At 35.8% G+C, this 23,711-nt stretch carries 21 protein-coding genes; 15 read left to right on the plus strand and 6 right to left on the minus strand.

Going from position 1 to position 23,711, the window contains the following annotated elements:
* Positions 1–53 precede the first annotated feature (53 nt).
* The 3 genes from J2772_RS05730 to J2772_RS05740 are packed head-to-tail and all read left to right on the plus strand — an operon-like array spanning position 54 to position 2,557.
* On the plus strand, positions 54–1,466 hold the full coding sequence (locus J2772_RS05730) for an MBL fold metallo-hydrolase (protein WP_209914245.1): 1,413 nt from the start codon (positions 54–56) through the stop codon (positions 1,464–1,466).
* A gap of 13 nt (positions 1,467–1,479) precedes the next feature.
* Positions 1,480–2,043, plus strand: coding sequence for a YeeE/YedE family protein (locus tag J2772_RS05735; RefSeq protein ID WP_209914248.1), 564 nt, complete (start codon positions 1,480–1,482; stop codon positions 2,041–2,043).
* 25 nt (positions 2,044–2,068) lie between these two features.
* Positions 2,069–2,557 (plus strand): DUF6691 family protein, encoded by a 489-nt coding sequence (locus tag J2772_RS05740; protein ID WP_209914251.1) that lies wholly within the window; start codon positions 2,069–2,071, stop codon positions 2,555–2,557.
* Positions 2,558–2,681: 124 nt separating this feature from the next.
* Here J2772_RS05740 and J2772_RS05745 read toward each other — a convergent pair whose 3' ends face one another.
* The 4 genes from J2772_RS05745 to J2772_RS05760 all read right to left on the minus strand — a co-directional run bounded on the left by J2772_RS05745 (position 2,682) and on the right by J2772_RS05760 (position 6,438).
* The gene (locus J2772_RS05745; protein WP_245365151.1) at positions 2,682–4,064 is read right to left on the minus strand and encodes an efflux transporter outer membrane subunit; all 1,383 of its coding nucleotides are present in this window, start codon (positions 4,062–4,064) and stop codon (positions 2,682–2,684) included.
* Between the two features lie 19 nt (positions 4,065–4,083).
* A complete protein-coding gene (locus J2772_RS05750; RefSeq protein WP_209914256.1) occupies positions 4,084–5,241 on the minus strand; it encodes an HlyD family secretion protein in 1,158 nt (385 codons plus the stop codon).
* 5 nt (positions 5,242–5,246) lie between these two features.
* Entirely contained in the window at positions 5,247–5,612 is a 366-nt protein-coding gene (locus J2772_RS05755; protein WP_209914259.1) for a DUF3302 domain-containing protein, read from the minus strand.
* Positions 5,613–5,832: 220 nt separating this feature from the next.
* A complete protein-coding gene (locus tag J2772_RS05760) occupies positions 5,833–6,438 on the minus strand; it encodes a Crp/Fnr family transcriptional regulator (RefSeq protein ID WP_209914262.1) in 606 nt (201 codons plus the stop codon).
* Between the two features lie 108 nt (positions 6,439–6,546).
* Here J2772_RS05760 and J2772_RS05765 point away from each other — a divergent pair, with 108 nt between their 5' ends.
* The 8 genes from J2772_RS05765 to J2772_RS05800 all read left to right on the plus strand — a co-directional run bounded on the left by J2772_RS05765 (position 6,547) and on the right by J2772_RS05800 (position 14,330).
* Entirely contained in the window at positions 6,547–7,542 is a 996-nt protein-coding gene (locus J2772_RS05765; protein ID WP_209914264.1) for an isoaspartyl peptidase/L-asparaginase family protein, read from the plus strand.
* A 131-nt stretch (positions 7,543–7,673) separates the two neighbouring features.
* Positions 7,674–8,240 (plus strand): hypothetical protein, encoded by a 567-nt coding sequence (locus tag J2772_RS05770; RefSeq protein WP_209914267.1) that lies wholly within the window; start codon positions 7,674–7,676, stop codon positions 8,238–8,240.
* A gap of 14 nt (positions 8,241–8,254) precedes the next feature.
* Positions 8,255–8,917, plus strand: coding sequence for a copper homeostasis protein CutC (locus J2772_RS05775; protein WP_209914270.1), 663 nt, complete (start codon positions 8,255–8,257; stop codon positions 8,915–8,917).
* Between the two features lie 867 nt (positions 8,918–9,784).
* Entirely contained in the window at positions 9,785–10,171 is a 387-nt protein-coding gene (locus tag J2772_RS05780; protein WP_209914273.1) for a GxxExxY protein, read from the plus strand.
* Positions 10,164–12,638: a beta-mannosidase gene (locus tag J2772_RS05785; RefSeq protein ID WP_209914277.1), complete on the plus strand. Its 2,475-nt coding sequence runs from the start codon at positions 10,164–10,166 to the stop codon at positions 12,636–12,638. The genes J2772_RS05780 and J2772_RS05785 overlap by 8 nt, the downstream gene beginning before the upstream one ends.
* Positions 12,639–12,703: 65 nt before the next feature.
* Positions 12,704–12,949 (plus strand): type II toxin-antitoxin system ParD family antitoxin, encoded by a 246-nt coding sequence (locus tag J2772_RS05790; RefSeq protein WP_209914279.1) that lies wholly within the window; start codon positions 12,704–12,706, stop codon positions 12,947–12,949.
* Positions 12,950–13,249: a type II toxin-antitoxin system RelE/ParE family toxin gene (locus J2772_RS05795; protein WP_209914282.1), complete on the plus strand. Its 300-nt coding sequence runs from the start codon at positions 12,950–12,952 to the stop codon at positions 13,247–13,249.
* A 172-nt stretch (positions 13,250–13,421) separates the two neighbouring features.
* Positions 13,422–14,330, plus strand: a complete 909-nt coding sequence (locus tag J2772_RS05800) for an AEC family transporter (protein ID WP_209914285.1) — start codon at positions 13,422–13,424, stop codon at positions 14,328–14,330.
* Positions 14,331–14,372: 42 nt separating this feature from the next.
* Here J2772_RS05800 and J2772_RS05805 read toward each other — a convergent pair whose 3' ends face one another.
* Entirely contained in the window at positions 14,373–14,939 is a 567-nt protein-coding gene (locus J2772_RS05805) for a hypothetical protein (RefSeq protein ID WP_209914288.1), read from the minus strand.
* A 131-nt stretch (positions 14,940–15,070) separates the two neighbouring features.
* On the opposite strand from J2772_RS05805, the gene priA reads away from it, so the two are divergent.
* From priA to J2772_RS05825, 4 genes are all read left to right on the plus strand, one after another.
* Positions 15,071–17,518: a primosomal protein N' gene (priA, locus tag J2772_RS05810; RefSeq protein WP_209914293.1), complete on the plus strand. Its 2,448-nt coding sequence runs from the start codon at positions 15,071–15,073 to the stop codon at positions 17,516–17,518.
* Between the two features lie 160 nt (positions 17,519–17,678).
* Positions 17,679–19,148 (plus strand): D-alanyl-D-alanine carboxypeptidase/D-alanyl-D-alanine-endopeptidase, encoded by a 1,470-nt coding sequence (gene dacB / locus J2772_RS05815; RefSeq protein WP_209914295.1) that lies wholly within the window; start codon positions 17,679–17,681, stop codon positions 19,146–19,148.
* Positions 19,149–19,198: 50 nt separating this feature from the next.
* Positions 19,199–20,524 (plus strand): T9SS type A sorting domain-containing protein, encoded by a 1,326-nt coding sequence (locus J2772_RS05820; RefSeq protein ID WP_209914297.1) that lies wholly within the window; start codon positions 19,199–19,201, stop codon positions 20,522–20,524.
* A gap of 169 nt (positions 20,525–20,693) precedes the next feature.
* Complete coding sequence (locus J2772_RS05825; RefSeq protein WP_209914302.1) at positions 20,694–22,625, plus strand: M1 family aminopeptidase; 1,932 nt, start codon at positions 20,694–20,696, stop codon at positions 22,623–22,625.
* A 205-nt stretch (positions 22,626–22,830) separates the two neighbouring features.
* On the opposite strand, the gene J2772_RS05830 is transcribed toward J2772_RS05825, so the two are convergent.
* Positions 22,831–23,709: a cupin-like domain-containing protein gene (locus J2772_RS05830; RefSeq protein WP_209914305.1), complete on the minus strand. Its 879-nt coding sequence runs from the start codon at positions 23,707–23,709 to the stop codon at positions 22,831–22,833.
* Positions 23,710–23,711 lie beyond the last annotated feature (2 nt).

The following is a 23,711-nucleotide window of genomic DNA, read 5'->3' on the forward strand; positions in this document are numbered from 1 at the left end:
AAAACAGAAAAAGGGAACTTTGTATAAGAAAACAAATTCAAAAATAAAATAAGATGAAAATAGAACAGATTTATACAGGATGTTTGGCTCAGGGAGCATACTATATTACTTCAGCCGGAGAAGCTGCCATTATCGATCCTTTAAGGGAAACCCAGCCTTATGTGGAAAGGTTAGAAAAAGATGGAGTGCAGTTAAAATATATTTTTGAAACCCATTTTCATGCAGATTTTGTCAGTGGTCATCTAGATTTAAGCAAAAAAACAAATGCTCCAATCGTTTACGGACCCACTGCAAGACCTGAATTTGAGACCATCATTGCAGAAGATGGCGAGATATTTGAAATTGGAGATATCAAGATAAAAGTACTTCATACACCCGGACATACATTGGAAAGTAGTTGTTATCTGCTGATTGATAAAGAGGGAAATGAAAAAGCACTTTTCAGCGGAGATACCTTATTTCTGGGAGATGTTGGTCGTCCTGATCTTGCCCAGAAAGCGACGGATATGACGCAGGAAGAACTTGCGGGATTGCTATATGATAGTTTATACCATAAAATATTACCTTTAAATGACGATATTACCGTATATCCTGCCCATGGAGCAGGTTCTGCATGTGGTAAAAATATGCAGAAGGAAACAATTGATACATTAGGGAACCAGAAGAAAACAAACTATGCTCTTAATCAGAACAACAAAGAAAACTTTATTAAGGCTGTAACAGATGGACTTTTACCACCGCCTGCCTATTTTGGAATGAATGTGATGATGAATAAAAAAGGATATCATAGCTTTGATGAAGTATTGTCTAAAGGATTACAGACTCTTACGCCTGAGAAGTTTGAAGCAGTAGCAGAAGCTTCCGGAGCCTTGATTTTGGATGTTAGAAATAATGGTGAATTTGCTGGAGGATTTATTCCGCAATCAGTCAATATAGGATTGGATGGTGATTTTGCACCATGGGTAGGAGCCTTGATTGGAGATGTAAATCAGCCTATTCTGTTAGTCACAAACCCCGGAGATGAAGAAGAAGCGGTAACCAGATTAAGCAGAGTAGGGTTCGATCATATTCTGGGCTTTTTAAATGGTGGTTTTGATGCTTGGAAGAACAGTGGAAAAGAAACTGATTCTGTAAACCGTATTTCTGCAGGACAATTTGAAAGAGAGATAGAAGGTAGAGAAGTTAAAATTATTGATGTAAGGAAAGAAAGTGAATATGCTGCTGAACACGTAAATGAAGCTTACAGCAAACCTTTGGCTTATATTAATGAATGGATTGATGAAATCCGGACAGAGGAACATTTCTATCTTCATTGTGCCGGCGGATACAGAAGTATGATGGCAGCCAGTATTCTTCAGGCAAGAGGATACAGAAACTTTACAGAAATTGAAGGCGGTTTTAATGCCATTGCTTCTACAGGAGTTTCCAAAAGTGATTTTGTCTGTCAAACTAAAGTTTTAAAATAATAATAAAATAGATATGTTGGAGATCATAAAAGAACCGTGGCCATGGTATATTGCGGGACCTTTAATTGGATTAACTGTTCCTGCCTTACTGATAATGGGTAATAAATCCTTTGGAATCAGTTCCTCGCTGAGACACATCTGTGCAGCTTGTATACCTGTCAATGTCAACTTTTTTAAATATGACTGGAAAAAAGAAGCCTGGAACCTGTTTTTCGTATTGGGAATTTTCTTGGGAGGAATGATAGCAGCCAATTTTCTACTGAATCCATCGGAAATTACTGTTAATCCAGATCTGAAAACCGAGCTGGCCGGCTACGGAATTACAGATTATACCAATCTGGTTCCGGCTCAGCTCATGAATTTTGAAAGTCTTTTTACTTTAAGAGGATTTATCATGATGGTAGTAGGTGGATTTTTAGTAGGCTTTGGAACCCGATATGCAGGTGGATGTACCAGCGGCCATGCCATTATGGGGCTTTCCAATCTGCAATGGCCTTCTTTGATAGCTACTGTTTGCTTCATGATAGGTGGATTTCTAATGGCCAACATTATTCTGCCGATGATCCTTTCCTTATAAGTTTAATTTTTTAAGAATCAAATCAATGTTAAAAGAACAAGAACAAAATATCCGCCATCAGGATGCTGTTTGTGTCAATGAAAGTACACTAAATCATCCATGGTATTACCATTTAAAATATCTGGCAGCGGGAATCATATTTGGAATAATCTTCGTAAAAGCTGAGGTTATCAGTTGGTTCAGGATTCAGGAAATGTTCCGTCTGCAATCGTTTCACATGTATGGAATTATCGGAAGTGCTGTTTTGGTAGGAATGGTTTCAGTAGGGCTGATTAAGAAATTCAATATCAAAACAATCCACGGAGATCCCATTACATTAACCCCTAAAAAGTTCAATAAAGGTCAGATTTATGGTGGATTGATTTTCGGTTTTGGCTGGGCGATTACCGGAGCCTGCCCGGGACCACTTTTTGCCCAAATCGGAACCGGAGCTTTGGCAGTGTCTGTTACCCTTTTAAGTGCCATTGCCGGAACCTGGGTATATGGATATTTCCGAGATAAACTGCCACATTAACACTTATATTCATTACTGATAATCGTAGATTTTCAAAAACTTAAGTGTCAATGTTTTGTAGTTCAATGAACATATAAAACAAAAAAAGACAGCGAATATTAATTCGTTGTCTTTCTGTACAAAATTATGAAAAAATGAAGTTTTGTGCGCCCAGAGCCATATAAAGATTGATGCGTTCCATTTTATCCTGAAGTTCCAGGTTGATAAGATTTATCTCATTTTTAAGAAGATCCCGTTGCTTACGGATCAGCATGAAACTGTTATTGGTTCCTACCTTAATTTGTTTTTCAGTGAGGCTGATATTTTTTTTCAGTTCATTGATGGCTTTACGGTTAAAACCGCTCTGCTTTTCAATAGAATTCAGGTTTGCTAATGATGATTCCACTTCATTTAACGCATTCAGAACTGCTTTTGAATACTCTTCAACAGTCTGTTTTTGCTGGGAATTTTTTATTTCTACATTCTTTTTAAGCTTTCCACTATTGAAAATAGGAGAAACTAACCCACCACCTACTCTCAGTAAAGGATTCGTAAATAATGAATTAATAGATTCTACATTACTGCCGGCAGTCCCTAGTGAAGAACTTATGGTAAGAGAAGGAAGTCTTGCTGCATTAGCCTGCTGAACCTCATAAAAAGCCTTTTCTATCTGAAAATGATAAGCCTGTATGTCTGATCTGCTTTCTAAAAGCTCCAAAGGAAAAGAAGAAGGGATATTATGTTGTACAGGATTAAAAAAACGCTGTGTTGTTAATTTTCCTTCAGGATATTTTCCGGTCAGCAGCTCAAGAGATCTTCTGGATTGCATGTTGGCGTTTCTGATTTTTTCAAGATATCCCTGCAAAGAAATAATTTCTGCAGAGATATTAGATAAGTCAAGAGCATTGGCAGTTCCCACTTTTTTCTGAATACCATATAATTTTTCCAGCTCTTTCGTTTTCTGAATATACCCTTCAATCATTTGCTCCTGAATGTTTCCGGTAATATTGAGATAATACGCCTTTGCAATCATAGCAGCAATAGACTGATGTAACAGGGTGTTTTTATGCTTGGCAGAAAAATAATCGCTGGTACCGACCATTTGCGCAGACTTATTTTTACCCCATAAATCAATTTCCCAGCTGGCTTTCAGTGCGAGACGGCTGATCTGGCTTTCACTCACCAGATTATTGGATGTATTGGCAACCGCACTCACACTGGGATAAAGATTAGTTCCTGCAATTTCCATCGCCAGTTCAATCTGATTGAGGTTTTCCTTAGCAATAATAATATCAGAATTATACTGCATCCCTTCATTGATAAGTGCTTCCAGTTGAGGTGTCTTAAGATCCGTAATCCAATCATAAGAAAGAGATCTTGAATTAGCATTTCGGTCAAAAATCCAGTCATCCGGAATGGTAATATGAGAGGCTATTTCACTGTTTTCCTTCAACTGATTTATATTTTCTTGGGTAGGCTCCTTGTAGCCTATGCATGAGCTTAGACTTACAGCCAGGATTCCTGCCATGATGAATCTTTTGTACATATTAATGAAGTTTAGGAATAAGGAAGTTAATTTTGCTGCTGATTCGTACCATTACTTTACGGATAAGATGTAGAGGTTTAATATGATCCGAATAAATAACCGCTGTTCCTCTGGCTCCAACTGTCAGTTGTTTTTGGTTATCTTCCAGAACAAACTTGGCAATCATCTTTCCATCCGTTTCCGGTAATTGTCTGGCGGTATCAGGAAGTCCTGCTGTAGATCCATTTCCACCAAGCATTCCTCCGGCATTGTTCATAATACCCTGGCTGGTAGCGTCAATAACATATTCAAGTTTAGCCTTAACAACCTTTCCCGGTTCTGTTTTAAGAGCAAGTTCTACTTCATCACCATTCTTTACAGCCTCAAGTTCGTTTTGGGCAAAGAATCCGATGACAGACTGCTGTTTCTGAATCAGAACAAAAGCAGATTTAAACGGAGCCATAATAGCCCCTTCATTAAGCTGAACATTGGGAATAATCCCATCGGTAGGTGCTAAAACAACAGTTTGAGATAAGTTCCATTTAGCCTGATCCAGTTTAGCCTGAATTTCAGATACAGAAGAGTTTTCTCCATTATAAGAAGCATTAGACTTTGTTTCAAGAGATTGTTGCTGAGCCTGCGCAGCACTGATACGGGATTGTAAATCCTGAACATTCGTCATCGCCTGTTCCAGATCAAACTTGTTGGCAGCCCCTGCTTCTACTAATTCTTTATATTGACTCACTCTTTTGTTAGCCAGATCAAGTTGTGACTGTAAACCTGCAATATTTTTTCTGGATGCAGAAATATCCGTGTTGTAAGAGTGTACAGTAGCTTTCATATTACTGAGTTTTGCTTCCAGAGATTTAATTTCCTGTACATAAGGTTCTCTGTCCAGAACAAATAATGTATCTCCTTTTTTAACTTCCTGATTGGTCTTTATATATACTTTTTTAACTTTCCCCAAAACCTGTGTAGTGATATCCACACTTCTGTTTCCTACCTTTACATCAGAAGTAATAGGACAATAGTAATTAAGGCTTAATATTAAAGCTATAGATCCAAAAATAGGAAGAGAGTACACCACAACCTGTGTGGTAAATGTCCAGGGAATCAGTTTAAATTTTTTGATAAGCAGCCAGCAGATTCCGGCATATATGGCAACGAGTAATTCTAGCATGTTGATTAATTTTCAATTGTGTTAAGTTCTTCTTCCTGTTCTTTAAGAGTGTCAGGGGCATTTTTGGGTTGATTTTGATTGCCATAATCATAATTCGCCCAGATTAAAGCAACCGGCCATAAAAGGCCTCCAAAAATAAGAGAGAGGAGGCACATGCTTTTTATGGCGTTGAGCTGAGGATGATTCTTTTTTTCGGCTACTTTTTCCGGATAAATGTGAACTTTCCAGAAAAGGTAGATCCCGGCCAAAGGTAAAACAAGTAAAATGAGCCAGGATGCACCATCAGCTATATTGTCTTCTATTCCGCCTGTTGATGCCTGAACAAAATTGCATGAGAGTAACAGGCAGAGAAGTAAGGATATTCTTTGCATAATATATTGGTATAAGGTAATATTTAAAGGTAAAACAAGGGGGTAACCGGACTGTAAATGCCAGTCAGTTAGCTTATATCTTAATGAAGATTAAAGAGGATTCAATATGATAAATTGTCGTCAATGATATTTTTCTCATTTTTTGCTTTTAATAAATTGGGTAACAGTATTTTGAGTAAGCAAAAATAGATCGAATAAAATGAGAAAAAGTATTCCTAAGTTATTTTTTTCTGTCGTTCCTTTTTTTATGAACCCTTGCAGTCATCCTTGAGAGAGAATTGGGAGTAATGCCCAGAAAATTGGCAATATACTTTCTGTTGGCATTTTGAGAAGTAAAGGGACGGTTTTGCAGAAACTCTTCATATCTGGAATGAGGAGAAGTAGAGCAAAACTGTTCAGTACGTACCTTTAATATATTGATAACCTGTTTTAAAGATCTCAGGTACATATTGTAAATACCTCTGTGCTTAAATGCAGCTTCTTCAAATTCATTTTTGTCGAATAAAAAGATTTGAGTTTCTATAACAGCTTCTATCGTATATTTTCTCTCACTTTCCTCAGCGTAGGATTCCGGACTTGCCATAATAACAGCTTCCTTTTCCGAGGGTAAAAACAGATTGGTTTCAATGCCGTTTTCATCATCAAAGAAAAATCTCAGTAATCCGTTGGAAAGGATAAAAAGTTGACTAAAAGACTGTCCTGGCTCTACCAGTTTTTGTTTTTTTTGAAGAAGTTTTGGTGTACTAATGTTGATCAAAACATTAATTTCCTCATCAGATAATTCCTGAAAGAAAACAATATTCCTGAAAGTCTTAAATAGGTCCATTACGTCAGTAAAGATAATCAAAAATCAGATATAGATATTCGTTGCCTCATCTTAAGGATTTCAAAGAAGTTTTTTTTAGATTTGTTATCACTATAATTTTGATATACAATGAACAATAACCGAAGAAATTTTATCAAAAAACTGGGAATCGCAACTGCAGCACTGGCTGTAAATCCATTGGATCTGATGGCGAAAGAATTGCCTGAAAACAATACCGTTACCAATAAGCCCATCGTTCTCTCAACCTGGAATTTCGGGATAAAAGCCAATGAAGAAGCCTGGACGATCCTTGGAAAAGGAGGAAAAGCGCTGGATGCCGTTGAAAAAGGAGTTCGATTGGTAGAGCTGGATCCCAAAGAGAGAAGCGTAGGTTATGGTGGTCGTCCTGACAGAGATGGCAGGGTAACATTAGACGCCTGTATTATGGATGATAACTACAATATAGGTTCAGTGGCCTGTCTTGAAAACATTAAAAATCCTATTTCTGTAGCCAGAGCTGTGATGGAAAAAACACCTCATGTCATGCTGGTAGGAGACGGAGCATTACAATTTGCTCTTTCACAAGGTTTCAAAAAAGAAAATCTTCTCACTGAAGAATCCGAAAAAGAGTGGAAAGAATGGCTGAAAACAAGTAAATATAAACCCATTGCCAATATTGAAAATCACGATACCATAGGAATGATTGCCCTGGATGCAAACGGAAATCTTTCCGGAGCCTGCACTACCAGTGGAATGGCTTTTAAAATGCATGGAAGAGTAGGAGATTCTCCCATTATCGGAGCTGGTTTATTTGTAGATAATGAAGTAGGAGCAGCTACAGCAACTGGGCACGGTGAAGAAGTAATAAGAACTGTAGGAACTCATCTTGTGGTAGAATTAATGAGACAGGGAAGAACTCCGCAACAGGCCTGCAAAGAAGCTGTAGATAGAATTGTAAAGATCAATCAGAGAAGAAATAAAAATCTGAAAGATATTCAGGTAGGTTTTATTGCGATCAATAAAAAAGGAGAGTATGGAGCTTACTGTATTCAGGACGGATTTAACTTTGCCGTATACGATCAGAAAGGAAACCGCCTCGAAACACCTGAATTTGCCGTGAAATAATATACAAGTGTTATAGCCACAAGTAAAAGGATAAACTCATTTGTGACTAAAGACAGTATGAAAAACAAAATCACTTGCGCATTTGTGTAAACCAATAAATTTAGACAAAAGATAAACCGATAATATAGAATATGAAAAGAACGATTATCGCTTCCCTGTTTTTAATAATAGGATGTAAAGAAGAAAAGAAAGAAGCATTAGTTACCCAACCGAAACCCGAAGTGAAAGAAAATGTAGTCCAGGAAACTACGCCTCAGATAAATGAGTCAGAAGAAGCGAAAAAATGGCTGGAAAAAAGTATCGAAGACTACTTTAAATCAGATCTTGGTAATCTGGATAAGAATATGCAGAAAATAACCACCAAGGATTATTACGATTATAAGGGAGATGCCATGGGTGTTGATATGGATGTAGATGGAAGTCTTACTGAACAGGAATTCAAAGATAAATGGAAAGGAAAATTTGATATTAAAAAAGCAGGTATTGGAGTTGGATTCTTAATTGCAGGCCAGGACTGGTCTAAAATAGAAGTAACAAAATGTCAGTTGATCTCAGAGAATGAAAACAGCTATCTGTTTGATGTTGTTCTTACTGATAAAGATCCGAAAGCTGTATATCCGATAAAAGTAAAAGTAATTAAAGAAAACGGATCTTTTTTAATTGCTGATGTATTACAGGATGTTCCTGAATTTAATTAAAAGATAGAAAGATAATGTCAAAAATAGAAATAGCATGCTTTAATCCAGAATCAGCAATGATTGCTTTTGAAAATGGAGCTGACAGAATAGAATTATGTGCAGGATTAAGCGAAGGGGGAACAACTCCTGATTTTAAATCTACAAAAGACTTAAGAGAAAAGATACACATTCCAATCTTTGTCATGATCCGTCCGAGAGGTGGTGATTTTACCTATTCGGATGCTGAATTTGAGCAGATGAAGAAAGATATAGCCGCTTTGAAATCATTGAATGTCGATGGTTTTGTATTCGGTATTCTGGATGAAAATGATGAGGTGAATATGGAGCAAAATAAAGCATTGGTTGAATTGGCTTCACCACTTCCATGTACATTCCACCGTGCCTTCGACAGAGCAAAAGGTCTTGAAGAGTCTTTAGAACAAGTAATTGAGTGTGGTTTTACAACCATTCTCACATCAGGTCAGAAGCCTAATGTATCAGAAGGAAAAGAAAACCTGAAAAAATTAGTTGCCGTTTCTAATGGAAGAATTGAAATTCTTGTGGGGGGAGGCCTCCGTTCCTCAAATATTGAAGATGTAAGAGAAGCTACAAAAGCTGGTTACTTTCACTCTTCAGCAATTACAGATGGCAGTTCCTTTGCAAACCCTGATGAGGTGGTCGCTTTGAAGAACAAATAATTATTATATACTTCATTTGTCATTCTGAATATAGACTGAAGGTCTACGAACGTAGTTCAAACGCAGAATGAAGAATCTTAAAACATTGTAGAGGTTCCATGTTCCTCGGAATGACAAAACTAATTAATTTTTTAATTTAAACGCAAAGTTTTATGTTATAGACTTTTATATTTTAAGGAAGCAAAGTATGGCGGCAAAGCCACTGAATAAGCAGATGAATAACGTTCGCTTCATCATAATCGATTGCAAATCGATTTCCTCTTAGCTCCCTTAAAATTAAAGCATACTCAAAATAAAAACTTTGCGTTAAAAAAATACACACAAATGACCGAAAACGAATTGTTTTACAGAATAATATATAGTTGTAAAAGTTCATTGTCTTTGAAGAAATAAATAATTATTACTCTAAACGCAAAGTTTTATGTAATAGACTGTTATATTTTAAGGAAGCAAAGTAAGGAGGCAAAGCCGCTGAATAAATAGATGGATAACGTTCGCTTCATCACAATCGATTGCAAATCGATTTCCTCTTAGCTCCCTTAAAATTAAAGTGTACTCAAAATAAAAACTTTGCGTTAAAAAAAATAAACACACAAATGACAGAAAACGAATTGTTTTACAGAATAATATATAGTTGTAAAAGTTCATTGTCTTTGAAGAAATAAATAATTATTACTCTAAACGCAAAGTTTTATGTAATAGACTTTTATATTTTAAGGAAGCAAAGTAAGGCGGCAAAGCCACAGAATAAACAGATGGATAACGTTCGCTTCATCACAATCGATTGCAAATCGATTCTCTCTTAGCTCCCTTAAAATTAAAGCGTACTCAAAATAAAAACTTTGCGTTAAAAAAATAAACACACAAATGACAGAAAATGAATTATCTTACAAAATAATAGGAGCAGCCATAGAAGTTCATAAAAACTTAGGCGTTGGATTATTAGAAAGTGCATATGAAACAGCTTTGGCTTATGAATTAAGAACACTAAATCTCAATGTAAAACAACAAGTCGTTTTACCATTACAATACAAAGAGATTGCAATAGAAAATGCATATAAAATTGATCTTATTGTAGAAGATAAAGTGATTGTAGAGGTTAAATCTGTATTAGAATTACATCCTATTTTCCATGCACAGGTTTTGACTTATTTAAAGCAGACCCATATAAAACTTGGACTTCTTATTAATTTTAATAGTGAACTCATTAAATATGGAATTCACAGAATTGTAAACAAAATTATTGATGCATAAAACTTTACTTTTTGCCTTTCTTATGATTCAGAATATTCTTTTTGCCCAATATTCTGAGAGAAGTCTCTCTTCTGAAAACTGGAAATTCAAAAATTCAAAAGATAAAAACTGGCTTCCGGCAAAGATCCCCGGAACAGTTCATCAGGATCTTATGGCTAATAAACTTATTCCAGACCCATTCAAGGATGAAAATGAGAAGAAAGTTCAATGGGTAGAAAATGAAGATTGGGATTATCAGACTAACTTTGAGATTTCACTCAAGGAGTTTGATTATGATAATATTGACCTTGTTTTTAACGGACTGGATACATTTACAGAGATTTATCTTAACGGAACACTCCTGAGAAAAACAGATAATATGTTCAGGAAGTGGGAAATTCCGGTGAAAGAATATTTGAAACAAGGGACAAATCTTCTACAGATAAAGTTTAAATCTGCTGTTAATGAAGGAAAAGAACTGGCAAAAAAAGTCCCGTTTACCATGCCTGAATCGCCACGAAGTTTTGTGAGAAAAGCCCAATATCAGTTTGGCTGGGATTGGGGACCCAGATTGGTAACAGCAGGAATCTGGAAAGAGGTAAAGCTGGAGTTCTGGGGAAATGCAAAGGTTAAAAATATTCAGGTTCAGCAGAAGTCTCTCTCCGATACTCAGGCTGAAGTGTCATTTAATATGAACATTTTTGCTGAAGAAGAAGGAGAATATTTTACGTGGTTCAACTTAAACAGAGGAATGCATAAATTCCATCTCAATAAAGGTTTAAATACCATTATCCTACCTTATAAAATTAAGGATCCGAAGAGATGGCAGCCTAACGGAAGAGGAAAGCCTGATGTATATACAACAAAGATTACCTTATATAAAAAAGGGGGAAGAATTATTCGTGATATCAACGTGACTTATGGGTTGAGAGATATTGAACTTATTCAGGAGAAAGATGAAAAAGGAAAATCTTTTTATTTCAAAGTCAATGGAAATCCTTTATACATCAAAGGAACCAACTGGATCCCTGCAGACAGCTTCTCTCCAAGAATCACAAAAGAAAAATATCAGAAACTGGTTAAAGCTGCTAAGGAAGCTAATATGAACATGATCCGGATTTGGGGGGGCGGAATCTATGAAGATGAAGAATTCTATAAAGCCTGTGATGAAAACGGAATTCTGGTTTGGCAGGATTTTATGTTCGCTGGAAGTTTTTATCCTGCAGATAATGAGTTTCTGGATAATGTGAAAGAAGAAGTAAAAGATCAGGTCAACAGACTTCAGAATCATCCATCCATTGCATTATGGTGCGGGAATAATGAAATTGATGAAGCGATTGTCAATTGGGGATATCAAAAGCAATTTAAATATTCAAAAGAAGATTCTATACAGGTATGGAAAGATTATAAAAAGCTGTTTCATGAAGTTATTCCTAATGTGATGAAGCAAAGCCTTACACCGGATAGAAACCTGTACTGGCCAAGCTCTCCGTCAATAGGATGGGGACATAAAGAAAGCTTAACAGAAGGAGACTCTCACTATTGGGGAGTTTGGTGGGGAGAACAACCTTTTGAAATTTATAATGAAAAAACAGGCCGGTTTATGTCTGAATATGGATTCCAGGGAATGCCAACGTTAGCAACAACAAAATCAATGTTCTCAGGAGTTTCAGATCTGGACTTACAAAATCCAACCATTAAAGCTCATGAAAAACATGCAAGAGGCTGGGAGATCATCAATAAATATATGGAACGGGACTATAAAATCCCAACGGGTTTTGTGAAATATAATTATGTTTCTCAATTATTACAAGCTAGAGGAATGCAGATTGCAATAGAAGCCCATCGTAGGGCAAAACCTTATAATATGGGAACATTATATTGGCAGCTTAATGATTGCTGGCCGGTGGTTTCATGGTCGTCCATTGATTATTTAGGAAATTGGAAAGCATTTCACTATCAGGCAAAAAGAAGTTTTGAATCAGTGTTAATTTCAGTTGCAGAAAGCAATAAAGCCTATGAAATCTATCTGATTAGCGATGTATTGAAAGAAATAAAAGTTGACGTGAAATTTGAACTCATGGATGTTGAAGGAAAGCAGTTATGGAAATCCAATATCACCAAGGATCTAAAGGCTGATGTAAGTGAGAAAATTTTCAGTATCAACAAAGCAGATTGGGCAAAATTTGATTTGTCTAAAGCGGTTTTAAAAATAAGCTCAGACACTGAAGATGCGAAATTCGAGAAGCATTTCTTTCCGGTAAAGCCTAAGGATTTAAAACTATCAAAACCCAATATTACCATTAAAAAAATATCACCAACAGAAATTGAAGTTTCAACAGATGTTTTAGCAAAAGACGTATATCTTATCGGAGATGCCCATTTCAGTGATAACTTTTTTGATCTGTTGCCGGGAACCTCAAAAAGGATTACTCTTTCCAGATCTTTGGAGAAAGTTGAGGTGATGAGCTTGTTTGATATTTTTTAAAAAACATTATTTTGAATTACCAAAAATTGGTAACTTTGATGTGTTGAATTTAAAATCAGAATACTATGGGACGTAATACATCCGTTTCTTTGGGAGATTATTTTGAAGATTTTGTAGATCATAAAGTCTCAGAAGGTAGGTATAAGAACGCGAGTGAAGTTATTCGTGCCGGATTAAGACTGCTGGAAGAAGAGGAAAATAAAATTCAGCTTCTTAAAAATGCAATTCAGGAAGGAATTGACAGTGGAATTGCAACAGACTTTAATCCTGAAAAGCATCTTGAATCTCTAAAGTCTAAAATCAAAAAATAAATGGGTACTTATTTTTTTACCCATAAAGCCATTGAAGATCTTGCTGAAATTTATGAATATACATATGAATTTTGGTCAGAAAAGCAGGCAGATAAATATTATGCCGAGTTAATCTATTGCTGTCAGATGCTTTCAGAAAACCTGAGGGTGGGAAAGGTTTACAGTGAAATTGGAAGTGATATTCAAGGCTTTCTTTCTAAGAAGCATATCATTTTTTATAGGATAAGAAGTTTGGATGAAATAGAAATCATCAGAATTCTTGGAGCAGAAGTAGATATTAAGAACAGGATAAAAGATTAAAATATACAGAGACTGAAATCTGCTTAATCCCCAATAACCTGCGAGAGAAAATCATCATGTCTCATAGGCTTGTGGAACAGATAAATCCTAAGTAAGACCTAAAAAATGACATTTTTCCATTCCCAACTCAAAAATCAGCCGTAAATTTGTCCTACATTATTCTTTTACAGTTATGGTAAATTTTGTTCTGATTGCAGTATGTATTATTGCAGGAATGGTATTCAAAGCAACAAAATCTATCCACCCGGATGCCCACAAGGGGATCAATACCTGGATTCTTTATCTTGCTCTACCGGCAGTTTCATTTAAATATCTGCCCAAAGTACAATGGACAACAGAGATGCTTTTTCCGATTGTCGCTACTTTTTTAATCTCTGTATTCTGCTTCTTTTACGTGATGTTTTACAGTAAAAGCCGCGGATATTCAAGGCGTTCAAGAAGTACGCTCGAATTAGCAAGCGGGTACAGTAATACCTCTTTTATAGGGTTTCCTTTGATTAGTGCGTTCTATGGTGAAAGTCTTCTGAGTATTGCGATTATATGTGATCAAACCATGTTTTTTGCCCTTTCAACATTAGGAATTATTGCCGCAGTGAAAGGAGGCAGCAAATCTGGAAAAGTGAGTGCCGCGTTTATTTTTAAGCGATTAATTACATTTCCACCATTAATTGGTTGTATTTCTGCCCTGGTATTGTCTCAATTCTTCGATTTAACCTTTGCAGAACCGCTTTTTGATAAATTAGCTGCTACAGTAAGCCCATTAGCTTTATTTTCGGTAGGTTTACAATTGAAGTTCAATGGTTGGAAAAAACTGATTCCTCAAATGTCAGCTTCTATGCTGTATAAACTGATTTTAGCTCCGGCCATCGTGTTAGGAATGGCTTTATTGTTAGGGATAAAAGGAGATGTCGCAAAAATTACTGTATTTGAAGCGGCCATGCCTACTTTAGTGACTTCAAGTATCATTGCAGAGCAGTTCAGGCTCAATACAAAACTAACCAATCTGATCATTGGAGTCAGCATCATTGTTGGATTTTTTACCTCTGCTTTTTGGTATGAAATAACCCAGCTTCTTTTTTGATAAATAAAGGTGAACAAAAATGTCCACCTCAGTATGTTTATTTTATTTAGGGTCGTCAGGATTCCAACCTCCGCCTACACATGAGACTTTATGAGTGAAATCATAAGTATTCACCCCATTGTTGAATTCGTAATTAAGTGTTTCTCCTGGGCCTAAGAAATAGGTTGCACTGGTAATCTTTAGTCTAAAGTTTCCTGTTTTTATTTCAGTAAATTTTCCGCAAGGAACAAAACTTTCCAGCTGACAAGCAGTATCTAATGTAGCCCATGTTTCCCCTTTAGGAATGATAACAATTGCCCAGGGATTAGGTACGGATAAATAATTGCCATTTTGGTTTTTTTGTTGCAAAGTCAACTTAAATTGAATATCATATGGAGCAGGCTGAGAAATATGTAATTGGACATTCCTGTTATCCAGTAAAGAATTATAACAAACAGGAGTTATAGGATCCATATTTAAAGTTATGATTGTATTATTTGAAGTTGTTTTTTTTGCAATTTTTGATAATGTCAGATCGGAATGCTTTTCTAAAGAAACATCTTCTGACCCTTCATTATGACATGATGCAATCATGAATAAAAATGATGATAGTACTACTAGTTTTTTCATGGAATTATTTTTTTCACTAATTAATGAAAAAATATAAAGCAATCCAAGGTTGAGAAAGAACAAAAATGAAATGAGATATAATTTTGCAGTTCTCTCTGGAAACATTTAATTTTACACCTTAAATATTTCCCTTGACATACGCTCAAATTGTTTTACCGCTGAATTTAAAAGGATCCTTTACCTATAAGGTTCCGGAAGAACTGATTTCTGAAATTCAATTGGGAATGCGGGTTCTGGTACCATTTGGCGGGAAAAAGATCTATACGGGAATCATTTTTGAACTTCATGATAATGCTCCGGATAACTTTGTGACGAAGGATATTATCAGTATTTTGGATGAAAAGCCAATACTTCCTGAAGAACAGATCCTTTTCTGGAACTGGCTTTCCGATTATTATCTTTGTAATCTCGGAGAAATTTACAGGTTGGCTTTTCCATCTTCATTAAAGCTGGAGAGTGAAACCTATTTAAAATTAAAACCTGGTGTAGTTGTTGACTTTGAAAATCTGGATGTCAACGAAATGTATCTTATTCAGGCATTGGAAGTGAGGCAACTTGTTAATCTAACAGACATTGAAGCCTTTATTCCAAAGAAGGAAATTATCAAAACCATCAATTCACTGATTGATCTTCAGTATATTGAGATTGATGAGAAAATTGCAGAGAAATATAAGGCTAAAGAAGTAGCTTATGTAAGAATTAATGGTGATGTTTTGAACAATCAGAACCTTACAGAAATTCTTTTAAAATTAAATAAAGCCCCTAAGCAAAAAGATCTATTCCTTCTTATTCTGGAGAAGCAGACTGAAAAACCTGATCTTAATATAAAAAAAGCAGAGCTGTTTGAAGACGGTTACTTTGGAAGTTCTCATTTCAAGGCACTGGCAGAGAAAGGTCTTGTTGAGGAATATTATATGCAGAAAGACAGGATTGAAAGTTACGAAGGAGAAATTGAAGAGATCGAAGAACTTTCTGAAGAACAGAAAACCGCAAAATCCGAGATAGATGAAGCTTTTGAAGAAGGAAAAAATGTATTGCTTCACGGGGTAACATCGTCCGGGAAAACCCATATTTATTTAGAAAAGATTGAAGAATGCATCAGAGAAGGGAAGAATGTTCTGTTTTTGCTTCCTGAAATATCATTGACCAAGCAAATTACCCAAAGACTGGAAAAGAAATATGGCAGGCAATTAGGTTTTTATCATCAGAAACTGACTGATTTTGAACGGGTAGAAGTATGGAGAAGAATAAAGCAAAATGATATCCGTATCCTTGTAGGAACCAGAAATGCCCTGTTTTTACCCTATCAGAATTTAGGTTTGATTGTGGTAGATGAAGAACATGATTCCGCGTATAAGCCAAGAGAAGTCTCGCCTTATTTTAATGCTAAAGATGCCGCTCTGGTTTTGGGTGGTTTATATAATGCCGGAGTTATCCTGGGCTCTGCAACACCTTCTGTTGAAAGTTATTACAGAGCCAGAAAAGATAAAATGAAATACATTTTCCTGAATGAAAGATTTGGAAATGTAAATCTTCCTGAATATGAGCTGATTAATTTCAAAGAAGCTCAGGAATCTAAGAATGTGTCCGGGAATTTTTCCTCAAGACTTATTGAGGCCATCAAGCATACCATTGATGAAAAGAATCAGGCTATTGTTCTTCACAACAGACGAGGTTATGCCAATGTTATAGAGTGTGAAACCTGCGGTTATGTGAATTACTGTTCCAATTGTGATGTGGTAATGACCTATCACAAGGCGGCCAATGAAATGAAATGCCATTACTGCGGTCAAAGAGCTTCAAAACCAAGAACCTGTCCTAAGTGTAATTCCGAAAACCTGAATGAAAGAGGAGTAGGAGTAGAACAGATTCATGAGGAAGTTTCTAAGCTGTTTCCGGAGAATGAGGTGGACAGAATGGATGTAGATTCTATGCGCAAGAAATTCGCTTACGAAAAACTGTATGAAAAGATTGAAGATGGGGAAACCGATATTGTAGTAGGAACCCAGATGATTTCCAAAGGGCTTGATTTTGACCATATAGAATTGGTAGCCATTCCTAAAGCAGATTCCTTATTATATGTACAGGATTTCAGAGCTGAAGAACGTGCTTATCAGTTGATTACACAGGTTGCCGGAAGAGCGGGAAGAGCTTCAGGAAAGGGTAAAATCCTGATCCAGACCTATAATCCCGATCATTCTGTTTTTCAGTTGATTAAAATGAATAATCCGGCGAAGATCTATAAATATATCCTTACCGAACGGCAGAAATTCCATTATCCGCCATTTACCAAGCTGATTATGATTGAACTGAAACACAGAAGAGATGATAAGGTAGACCGTGCCTCTCAGTTTCTAGGTTCAATCCTGAGAAAATATCTTCCTGAAGAATGCATTTTAGGTCCGGAAAGAGCTCAGATTGCCAGATTGAATAATTTATATCAGTTCCAGATTTTACTAAAATTACCACGCGGGAAAAACTATGAGAAGTTTAAAAGCATGGTATTGATAAGTTTGAAAGAATTTGATGAAATTACTGCTTATCAAAGCATTAAAAAAGATGTTTTTGTTGATTTTTAACAATTTTTAACAAACTTTACAGTCTTTTATAAGACGTCTGTGGTCCGTTATATAACAATAATTTCTACTTTTGATCGTTGATTAAGTGTTTGGCTTTTTTATTGAATGATTTAACTTATCATTTTCTACAGGCTCAAACTATAGAACAAAAAAAGGATAGATGGTAAATTTCAGAAAATATATTTCAAGTGCAGCGGTGTTGGCTTCCGGTCTTTTCCTGGCTCAATCTACCGTTTCTACTGTTCTTTACTCTCAGAATTACGACAATCAGAAAAACAGCTTAAACCTTCCGTCGCCCGTAAGTTCGATGGTGGAGAGAAGCGTATTGTCGGCTAAAGAACTTGTAGACATTAATGTAAACACAATGATGGCGGATCCTGTGCTGAAAAATGCAAACTGGGGATTCGTGGTGTATGATCCGAAAACAAAGAAGGTGATCTCTTCTTATAATGAAAGCTCTCCGTTGGTTCCGGCTTCCACTACAAAGTTGCTGACTACAGAAACAGCATTAAACCTGTTAGGGGAGAACTACCGTTGGCTTACTCAGTTAGAGTATGCAGGAACTGTAGATGAAAACGGAACATTAAACGGAAACCTTTATATAGTAGGAAGTGGAGATCCATCCCTGGGAACAAATAAAGCAGGAGCAGGATCTTACAGAGACATTATTTCAGATTTCATAGGTGGGCTTTCACGTGAGGGAATCAGAAAGGTAAATGGTGATATTATCATTCAGACAGCGCTTTTCAAAGGCAATATTGCAATGCTTCCGGAAAATGTTGTATGGTTGGAAAATAATAATTACTATCTGCCTGCAGGAACTACCCGCGCAATTAATCCGGCTAATGAAAAACTGATCGTAAAGAAATCCGGTTTCTCTACAGAAAAGAAGTTTTTCTACGTTTCACCATATGCTCATCAGATGGTATATGCTGAAAAGTATGACGGCGATGGGGGTTTAACAACAAAACTTCCGGATGCACCGGCTTACCTGGCCAATTCTTTCAGAACTACCCTGGTAAAAAGCGGAATTCCTGTTACCGGAAAAGTATTCGCAAAAATGACAGATCCGGCTCCGGAAAACAGAAAAACGATCTCTGCTTACAAATCTCCTACGCTGGGTGATATTGTGTATTATACCAATCAGCATAGTGACAATTCTTTGGCAGAGGCTTTATTAAGAACAGTTGGATTCCAGAAATTGGGAGATCAGACTTCAGAATCCGGAAGAGTAGTAGTGACAGATCACTTAAAAGATGCCGGTTTTGATATGTTGGGACTTACTTATATGGATGGAAGCGGACTTTCAAGAAGCAATAATGTGACTCCCATTTCTCAGGTGAAGTTTTTAACTTCCTTAATGGATGAAAAATATTACAGATCTTATTTAACATCTTTACCTATCGGCGGACAGTCCGGAACACTGAAAAGAATGTTCATAGGAACCGGAAACGGACAGGTTTTCGCGAAAACAGGAACTTTAAATAAAGTGAAAACATTAGCCGGTTATCTGAAAACAAATTCCGGTAAAACCTTAGTTTTTTCGCTGATGGTGAATAACTATTCAGGATCGGTAGATATGGTGAAGAAAAGAATGGAAAAAATTCTTGAGCCGGCTCTTGACCTTTAGAAAGGATTCAATAATTTATTAATCTTCAAGATTATAAAAAAACTAAAATCATGATGTATAGACTATTATTACTATCAATGTTTGTTTCTATATTTGTAAAATCACAAAATATTGTAGGAGTACAAACAAATTATACAACAGCTTTGTTATCTGATTTTGACGCTTTTCAAATAGATAAGCAGGCAAATGTATACCATCTCGAGTCTCCGACTTATCCAAGAAAGCTCAAAAAAATAACACCTAATGGAGACTATGATACAAACTTTGGAGTTAATGGTGTTTTGACGAGTTCTTTAAGTAATACATTTAATGATTACAGGGCAGATTATTTAGTTACGGATAGTAATATTTTTTTTATTAAAAACAATTTTGTTGAGAAATTTAATTCATCAGGAAATTTAGACACTAGTTTTGGTAATAATGGTATTCTTTCATTGCAAATTGATAAACTTGCAGGGTATAATGGTAACTTTATTTTTTTTAATAATGGAAACATTATTAAAAAATTTGATAAAATTAGCGGAATCGTTGATCCTACTTTCCAAATTCCTCTTGCTAATAAATTTATTATTACAGATCAAAATATAATTTATACCACTAGCGGTAGCACTGTAAAGAAATACGATATTTCTACAGGTACTTTGGATACTACTTTTGGTATTCAAGGGGTCTATACTGATACTCGAAGTGGTGAATTTATTGTGGATAATGGTACAAGCAATTTGTATTTTTATTTTACTTCCTCTGGTTCGAATGGGATTAACAGATTTTTTTCTAATGGTCAGTTAGATAGCACATTTTCAGTTCCTCAGATGGAGTTAAACCTTGCAATTCAACAAGATGGTATTAATGGTGTTTCAACTGATAGTGCTGGTAGGGTTTTATTTTTTGGAGGTGATCTTATTTCTAGAATAGGATTGATATTCCGTTTATTAAATAATGGTACAATAGATAATACTTTTAATGCTGGAACTTTCTATTATCGAAAAAGTGATGGTTTCTATCTAAGGGAGGTAAGACTAGTTGACGATAATACTTATATTGGTACGTATAGAACTAGATTAGGTTTAAGTAGTTCAAAGTATGGTAATGTAAAATATGTGAGAACTTCATCATCACTTGGTATAAAGGAGGTTAATAATACTACAGTATTAATTTATCCTAATCCTGTAAAACAATACGTAAACATTGAATTGAAAAACAATGAGAAAATTGTGAATTTACAAGTGGTAAGTATGGCTGGAACATCACAAGTTATTGATGTTAAGAATATTCAAAATAATAAAGTTAACTTAGATTTTTTACCGATAGGGAATTATATTTTAAATATTACAACGAATAAAGGTACCTATACTCAAAAAATATTGAAAAAGTAAATTCCTATTTAAGCTTTTTTTAGGGAAAAGCTACCATAAAATCAGCAATTTAGAGTTGTTGTATTTTGTTTATTGAGAAAATAAAAACTTAAACAAGTTTATTATAAAAACCTTTTAATCAATGATTAAGAGGTTTTTTTTATATTTGAATACTACAATACTCCTACATATGAGAAAATTCTATCTTCTGATGCTGAGTTTTTTAATCACTCAGCAGGTTTATGGCCAAAAACAGGATCATCATATTGAGATGAAAGGATTCACTGAAAAGGAAACGAAATCTTTCACCCAAAAAATGGGCGCTGGCAACATAAACCCCAATACTCTGAATTATGATCTGCAATATCAGAGGATGGATTTAAATATTGACCCTGCTGTTTACTATATTTCCGGATCTGTGACTTCGCATTTCAAACCTAATCAGAGTATGGGAAACATTTATTTTGATTTTACCAATCTTCTGACGGTTTCCCAGGTGCAATACCATGGAAACAACATTCCGTTTCAGCAGCTTTCTACCCAGGAGATCAAAATAGATTTTCCTGCTTCTCTATCAGCCAATGTTTTGGACTCATTAACGATTCATTATTCCGGTGCTCCGGCAAACAATACGGTCAAGGTTGGAAATCAGGGCTCTAATTCAATACCTGTTTTCTCCACTTTAAATGAGCCTTACGGTGCACAAGACTGGTTTCCTACCAAGCAAAGCTTGAATGATAAAATTGAAAAATTTGATTTTAAAATTACCACTCCACAACAGTATAGTGTAGCGGCCAATGGAAAACTGATGTCGGAAATTATTACAACAGCTACCGGGAAGAAGCTGACCTTTTGGAGAACAATGTATCCTACGGCTGCCTATCTCATTGCTTTGTCTATCACAAATTTTGCTAAGCTGAACAGTACTATAGGAAATCCACCATTTCCGTTTGTCAATTATATTTATCCGGCAACAGTCGGAAATCCGGAATTGATGTCCAATATTGAATGGACAAAACAGATTATGGATGTTTTTGAAACCTATTTTGGTCCTTATCCTTTCCGCAATGAAAAATATGGACATATGGAATATATTAATGGCGGCGGAATGGAGCATCAGACAATGTCTTCTATGATTGGCTGGCCTAAATACCTTATTGCCCATGAGCTTGCCCACCAATGGTTTGGCGATAAAGTAACCTGTGGAAAATGGAATGACATATGGCTGAATGAAGGCTTTGCCCATTTTGGAGAGTATGTTGCCAATGAAAAACTGATTATGACCCATGATGAGTTTATGAATTATCTGAAAGGCCGGATTGATTATATTACCAATAATCCAGGAGGCGCAGTCTATGTTCCAGATACACAGCTTAATAATATAAACCGAATTTTTGACAGCAGGCTAACCTATACTAAAGGAGGTTATGCCTTAAGAATGTTAAAGTGGATTTTAGGTGACAATACCTTTTATCAAGCACTGAAAGATTATCATGAAAGACCGGCGCTGGCTTATAATTATGTAAATACAGCCGATTTTAAAGCTTCTTTACTTCAATCAACCGGAAAAGATTTCACAGAATTTTTTAATGACTGGATCTATGGGGAAGGATATCCTACTTATGCGATAAAATGGAAACAAACAGGAAACCAGCTGGCATTTAAAGTTTCTCAGACCCAAAGCAGTTCTACGGTAAGCTTTTTCGAAATGCCTCTGCCTGTAAAAGTAACCGGAACAGGTGGGCAGATTACTTATGTAGTGCTTGATAATACTTCCAATAACCAATATTTTACTGAAAATATATCGTTTCCCGTTGCTGATGTTCAGTTTAATTATGAATACCAGATGGTAGAAAAAAATTCTACTGTTGTTCAGGATAATACTTTAAGTGTTTCTTCTGTAGACATGGATGACTTTGGCCTATATCCTAATCCTGCCAAAAATGAACTTTATCTTAGAGGCATTAATAGAGAGACAGTCTATTCAATTCATGGGATTGATGGTAAACTGATAAGGAAGTCAGTATTCAAACCGGGAAAGGCTATACAGATCGGGGAACTGATTCCCGGAGCCTATATTGTTAGTATAAACGAAAAACATATTAAGTTTATTAAACATTAGGTAATTATATACAGTTTTACACTAATACGGTTATCTTATTATTATGATTCTGTCATTCTGAATGTAACGAAGTGAAATGAAGAATCTAAGCCATATTATGAGATTCTTCCTTCGTCAGAAATCGAAGATTCGACGTAGTCAATGACAGTGGTGTAAAATTGTATATAGTCTCCAAACATTAAATATACGATAGATATAAAAGCTTTCAGATCAGAAAGCTTTTATGTTTTTTGAAAGCTTTTGTACCTCTTCTCTTAGCCGCTTTTACCTTGTATCTGAACCATTTTTCCTTAAACATATTCCGCATGATATTATCAAAATTTCTTGTAATAACCAGGTTCTTAAAACCACGCCATTTTTCAAGAAAACTTGATGGCAAAGCCCTGACAGATACAGAATATCCGCCGGTTTCATATTGGATGTAATGCCACCATCCGGAGGGTATGTAAAGCGTTTCACCGGGATGAAGGACAGCCTCATAGCCATTTAAATAAAGTAAGCCTGGATATTGTCTGTAATCTGGCGTTTTTATATTAGGTAAGCTGTGAAAATTATAGGGTAATTTATACATCAGATCAGATTGTTCCCATGGAAACAGCCAGATCCGTTTAATTCCTTCAAATTGAGTGATGAAAACATGGGACATGTCAATATCAATATGATTTCGGGTAGCAGACCCTTCACCACCGAAAAACATAAAGGGTAACCATTTTAATATTTTGCCATTGGTAACATCATTATAGATAATATCATTTTTAAGTTCGGGCTTTATGCTCAACAGATTAAATAAGAACAAACGATGTTCAGTAGGAGTGGAGTCTATCAGATCAAGATAATCGGAGAAAGTAGTCTGTGCAATGGGCTGGCTCGCCACTCTGTCCATAGAATCCATTTCGCTGCCATATATATCTACTTGTTGATCTCCTGCTATTTCCTTGAAATACTCATAATTCCATTTTTTGAAAGCTGGGCTTTCAGGATCTACAAAATCTTCTATAATGACAGGGATCTGAGATTTCATATGATGAGTTATAAAGTTTCTTGGAACAAGTTTCTTTGTTTTCTTTACCGGAATCAATTGCATAT

Source organism: Chryseobacterium jejuense (genome assembly GCF_017877355.1).
Taxonomy (GTDB): Bacteria; Bacteroidota; Bacteroidia; order Flavobacteriales; family Weeksellaceae; genus Chryseobacterium; species Chryseobacterium jejuense_A.

Bases quoted from the DNA above. Each gene is read 5' to 3' on its own strand.
- J2772_RS05730 (WP_209914245.1), top strand. From the start codon at position 54: ATGAAAATAGAACAGATTTATACAGGATGTTTGGCTCAGGGAGCATAC.
- J2772_RS05735 (WP_209914248.1), top strand. From the start codon at position 1,480: ATGTTGGAGATCATAAAAGAACCGTGGCCATGGTATATTGCGGGACCT.
- J2772_RS05740 (WP_209914251.1), top strand. From the start codon at position 2,069: ATGTTAAAAGAACAAGAACAAAATATCCGCCATCAGGATGCTGTTTGT.
- J2772_RS05745 (WP_245365151.1), bottom strand. From the start codon at position 4,064: ATGGCAGGAATCCTGGCTGTAAGTCTAAGCTCATGCATAGGCTACAAG.
- J2772_RS05750 (WP_209914256.1), bottom strand. From the start codon at position 5,241: ATGCTAGAATTACTCGTTGCCATATATGCCGGAATCTGCTGGCTGCTT.
- J2772_RS05755 (WP_209914259.1), bottom strand. From the start codon at position 5,612: ATGCAAAGAATATCCTTACTTCTCTGCCTGTTACTCTCATGCAATTTT.
- J2772_RS05760 (WP_209914262.1), bottom strand. From the start codon at position 6,438: ATGGACCTATTTAAGACTTTCAGGAATATTGTTTTCTTTCAGGAATTA.
- J2772_RS05765 (WP_209914264.1), top strand. From the start codon at position 6,547: ATGAACAATAACCGAAGAAATTTTATCAAAAAACTGGGAATCGCAACT.
- J2772_RS05770 (WP_209914267.1), top strand. From the start codon at position 7,674: ATGAAAAGAACGATTATCGCTTCCCTGTTTTTAATAATAGGATGTAAA.
- J2772_RS05775 (WP_209914270.1), top strand. From the start codon at position 8,255: ATGTCAAAAATAGAAATAGCATGCTTTAATCCAGAATCAGCAATGATT.
- J2772_RS05780 (WP_209914273.1), top strand. From the start codon at position 9,785: ATGACAGAAAATGAATTATCTTACAAAATAATAGGAGCAGCCATAGAA.
- J2772_RS05785 (WP_209914277.1), top strand. From the start codon at position 10,164: ATGCATAAAACTTTACTTTTTGCCTTTCTTATGATTCAGAATATTCTT.
- J2772_RS05790 (WP_209914279.1), top strand. From the start codon at position 12,704: ATGGGACGTAATACATCCGTTTCTTTGGGAGATTATTTTGAAGATTTT.
- J2772_RS05795 (WP_209914282.1), top strand. From the start codon at position 12,950: ATGGGTACTTATTTTTTTACCCATAAAGCCATTGAAGATCTTGCTGAA.
- J2772_RS05800 (WP_209914285.1), top strand. From the start codon at position 13,422: ATGGTAAATTTTGTTCTGATTGCAGTATGTATTATTGCAGGAATGGTA.
- J2772_RS05805 (WP_209914288.1), bottom strand. From the start codon at position 14,939: ATGAAAAAACTAGTAGTACTATCATCATTTTTATTCATGATTGCATCA.
- dacB (WP_209914295.1), top strand. From the start codon at position 17,679: ATGGTAAATTTCAGAAAATATATTTCAAGTGCAGCGGTGTTGGCTTCC.
- J2772_RS05820 (WP_209914297.1), top strand. From the start codon at position 19,199: ATGATGTATAGACTATTATTACTATCAATGTTTGTTTCTATATTTGTA.
- J2772_RS05825 (WP_209914302.1), top strand. From the start codon at position 20,694: ATGAGAAAATTCTATCTTCTGATGCTGAGTTTTTTAATCACTCAGCAG.
- J2772_RS05830 (WP_209914305.1), bottom strand. From the start codon at position 23,709: ATGCAATTGATTCCGGTAAAGAAAACAAAGAAACTTGTTCCAAGAAAC.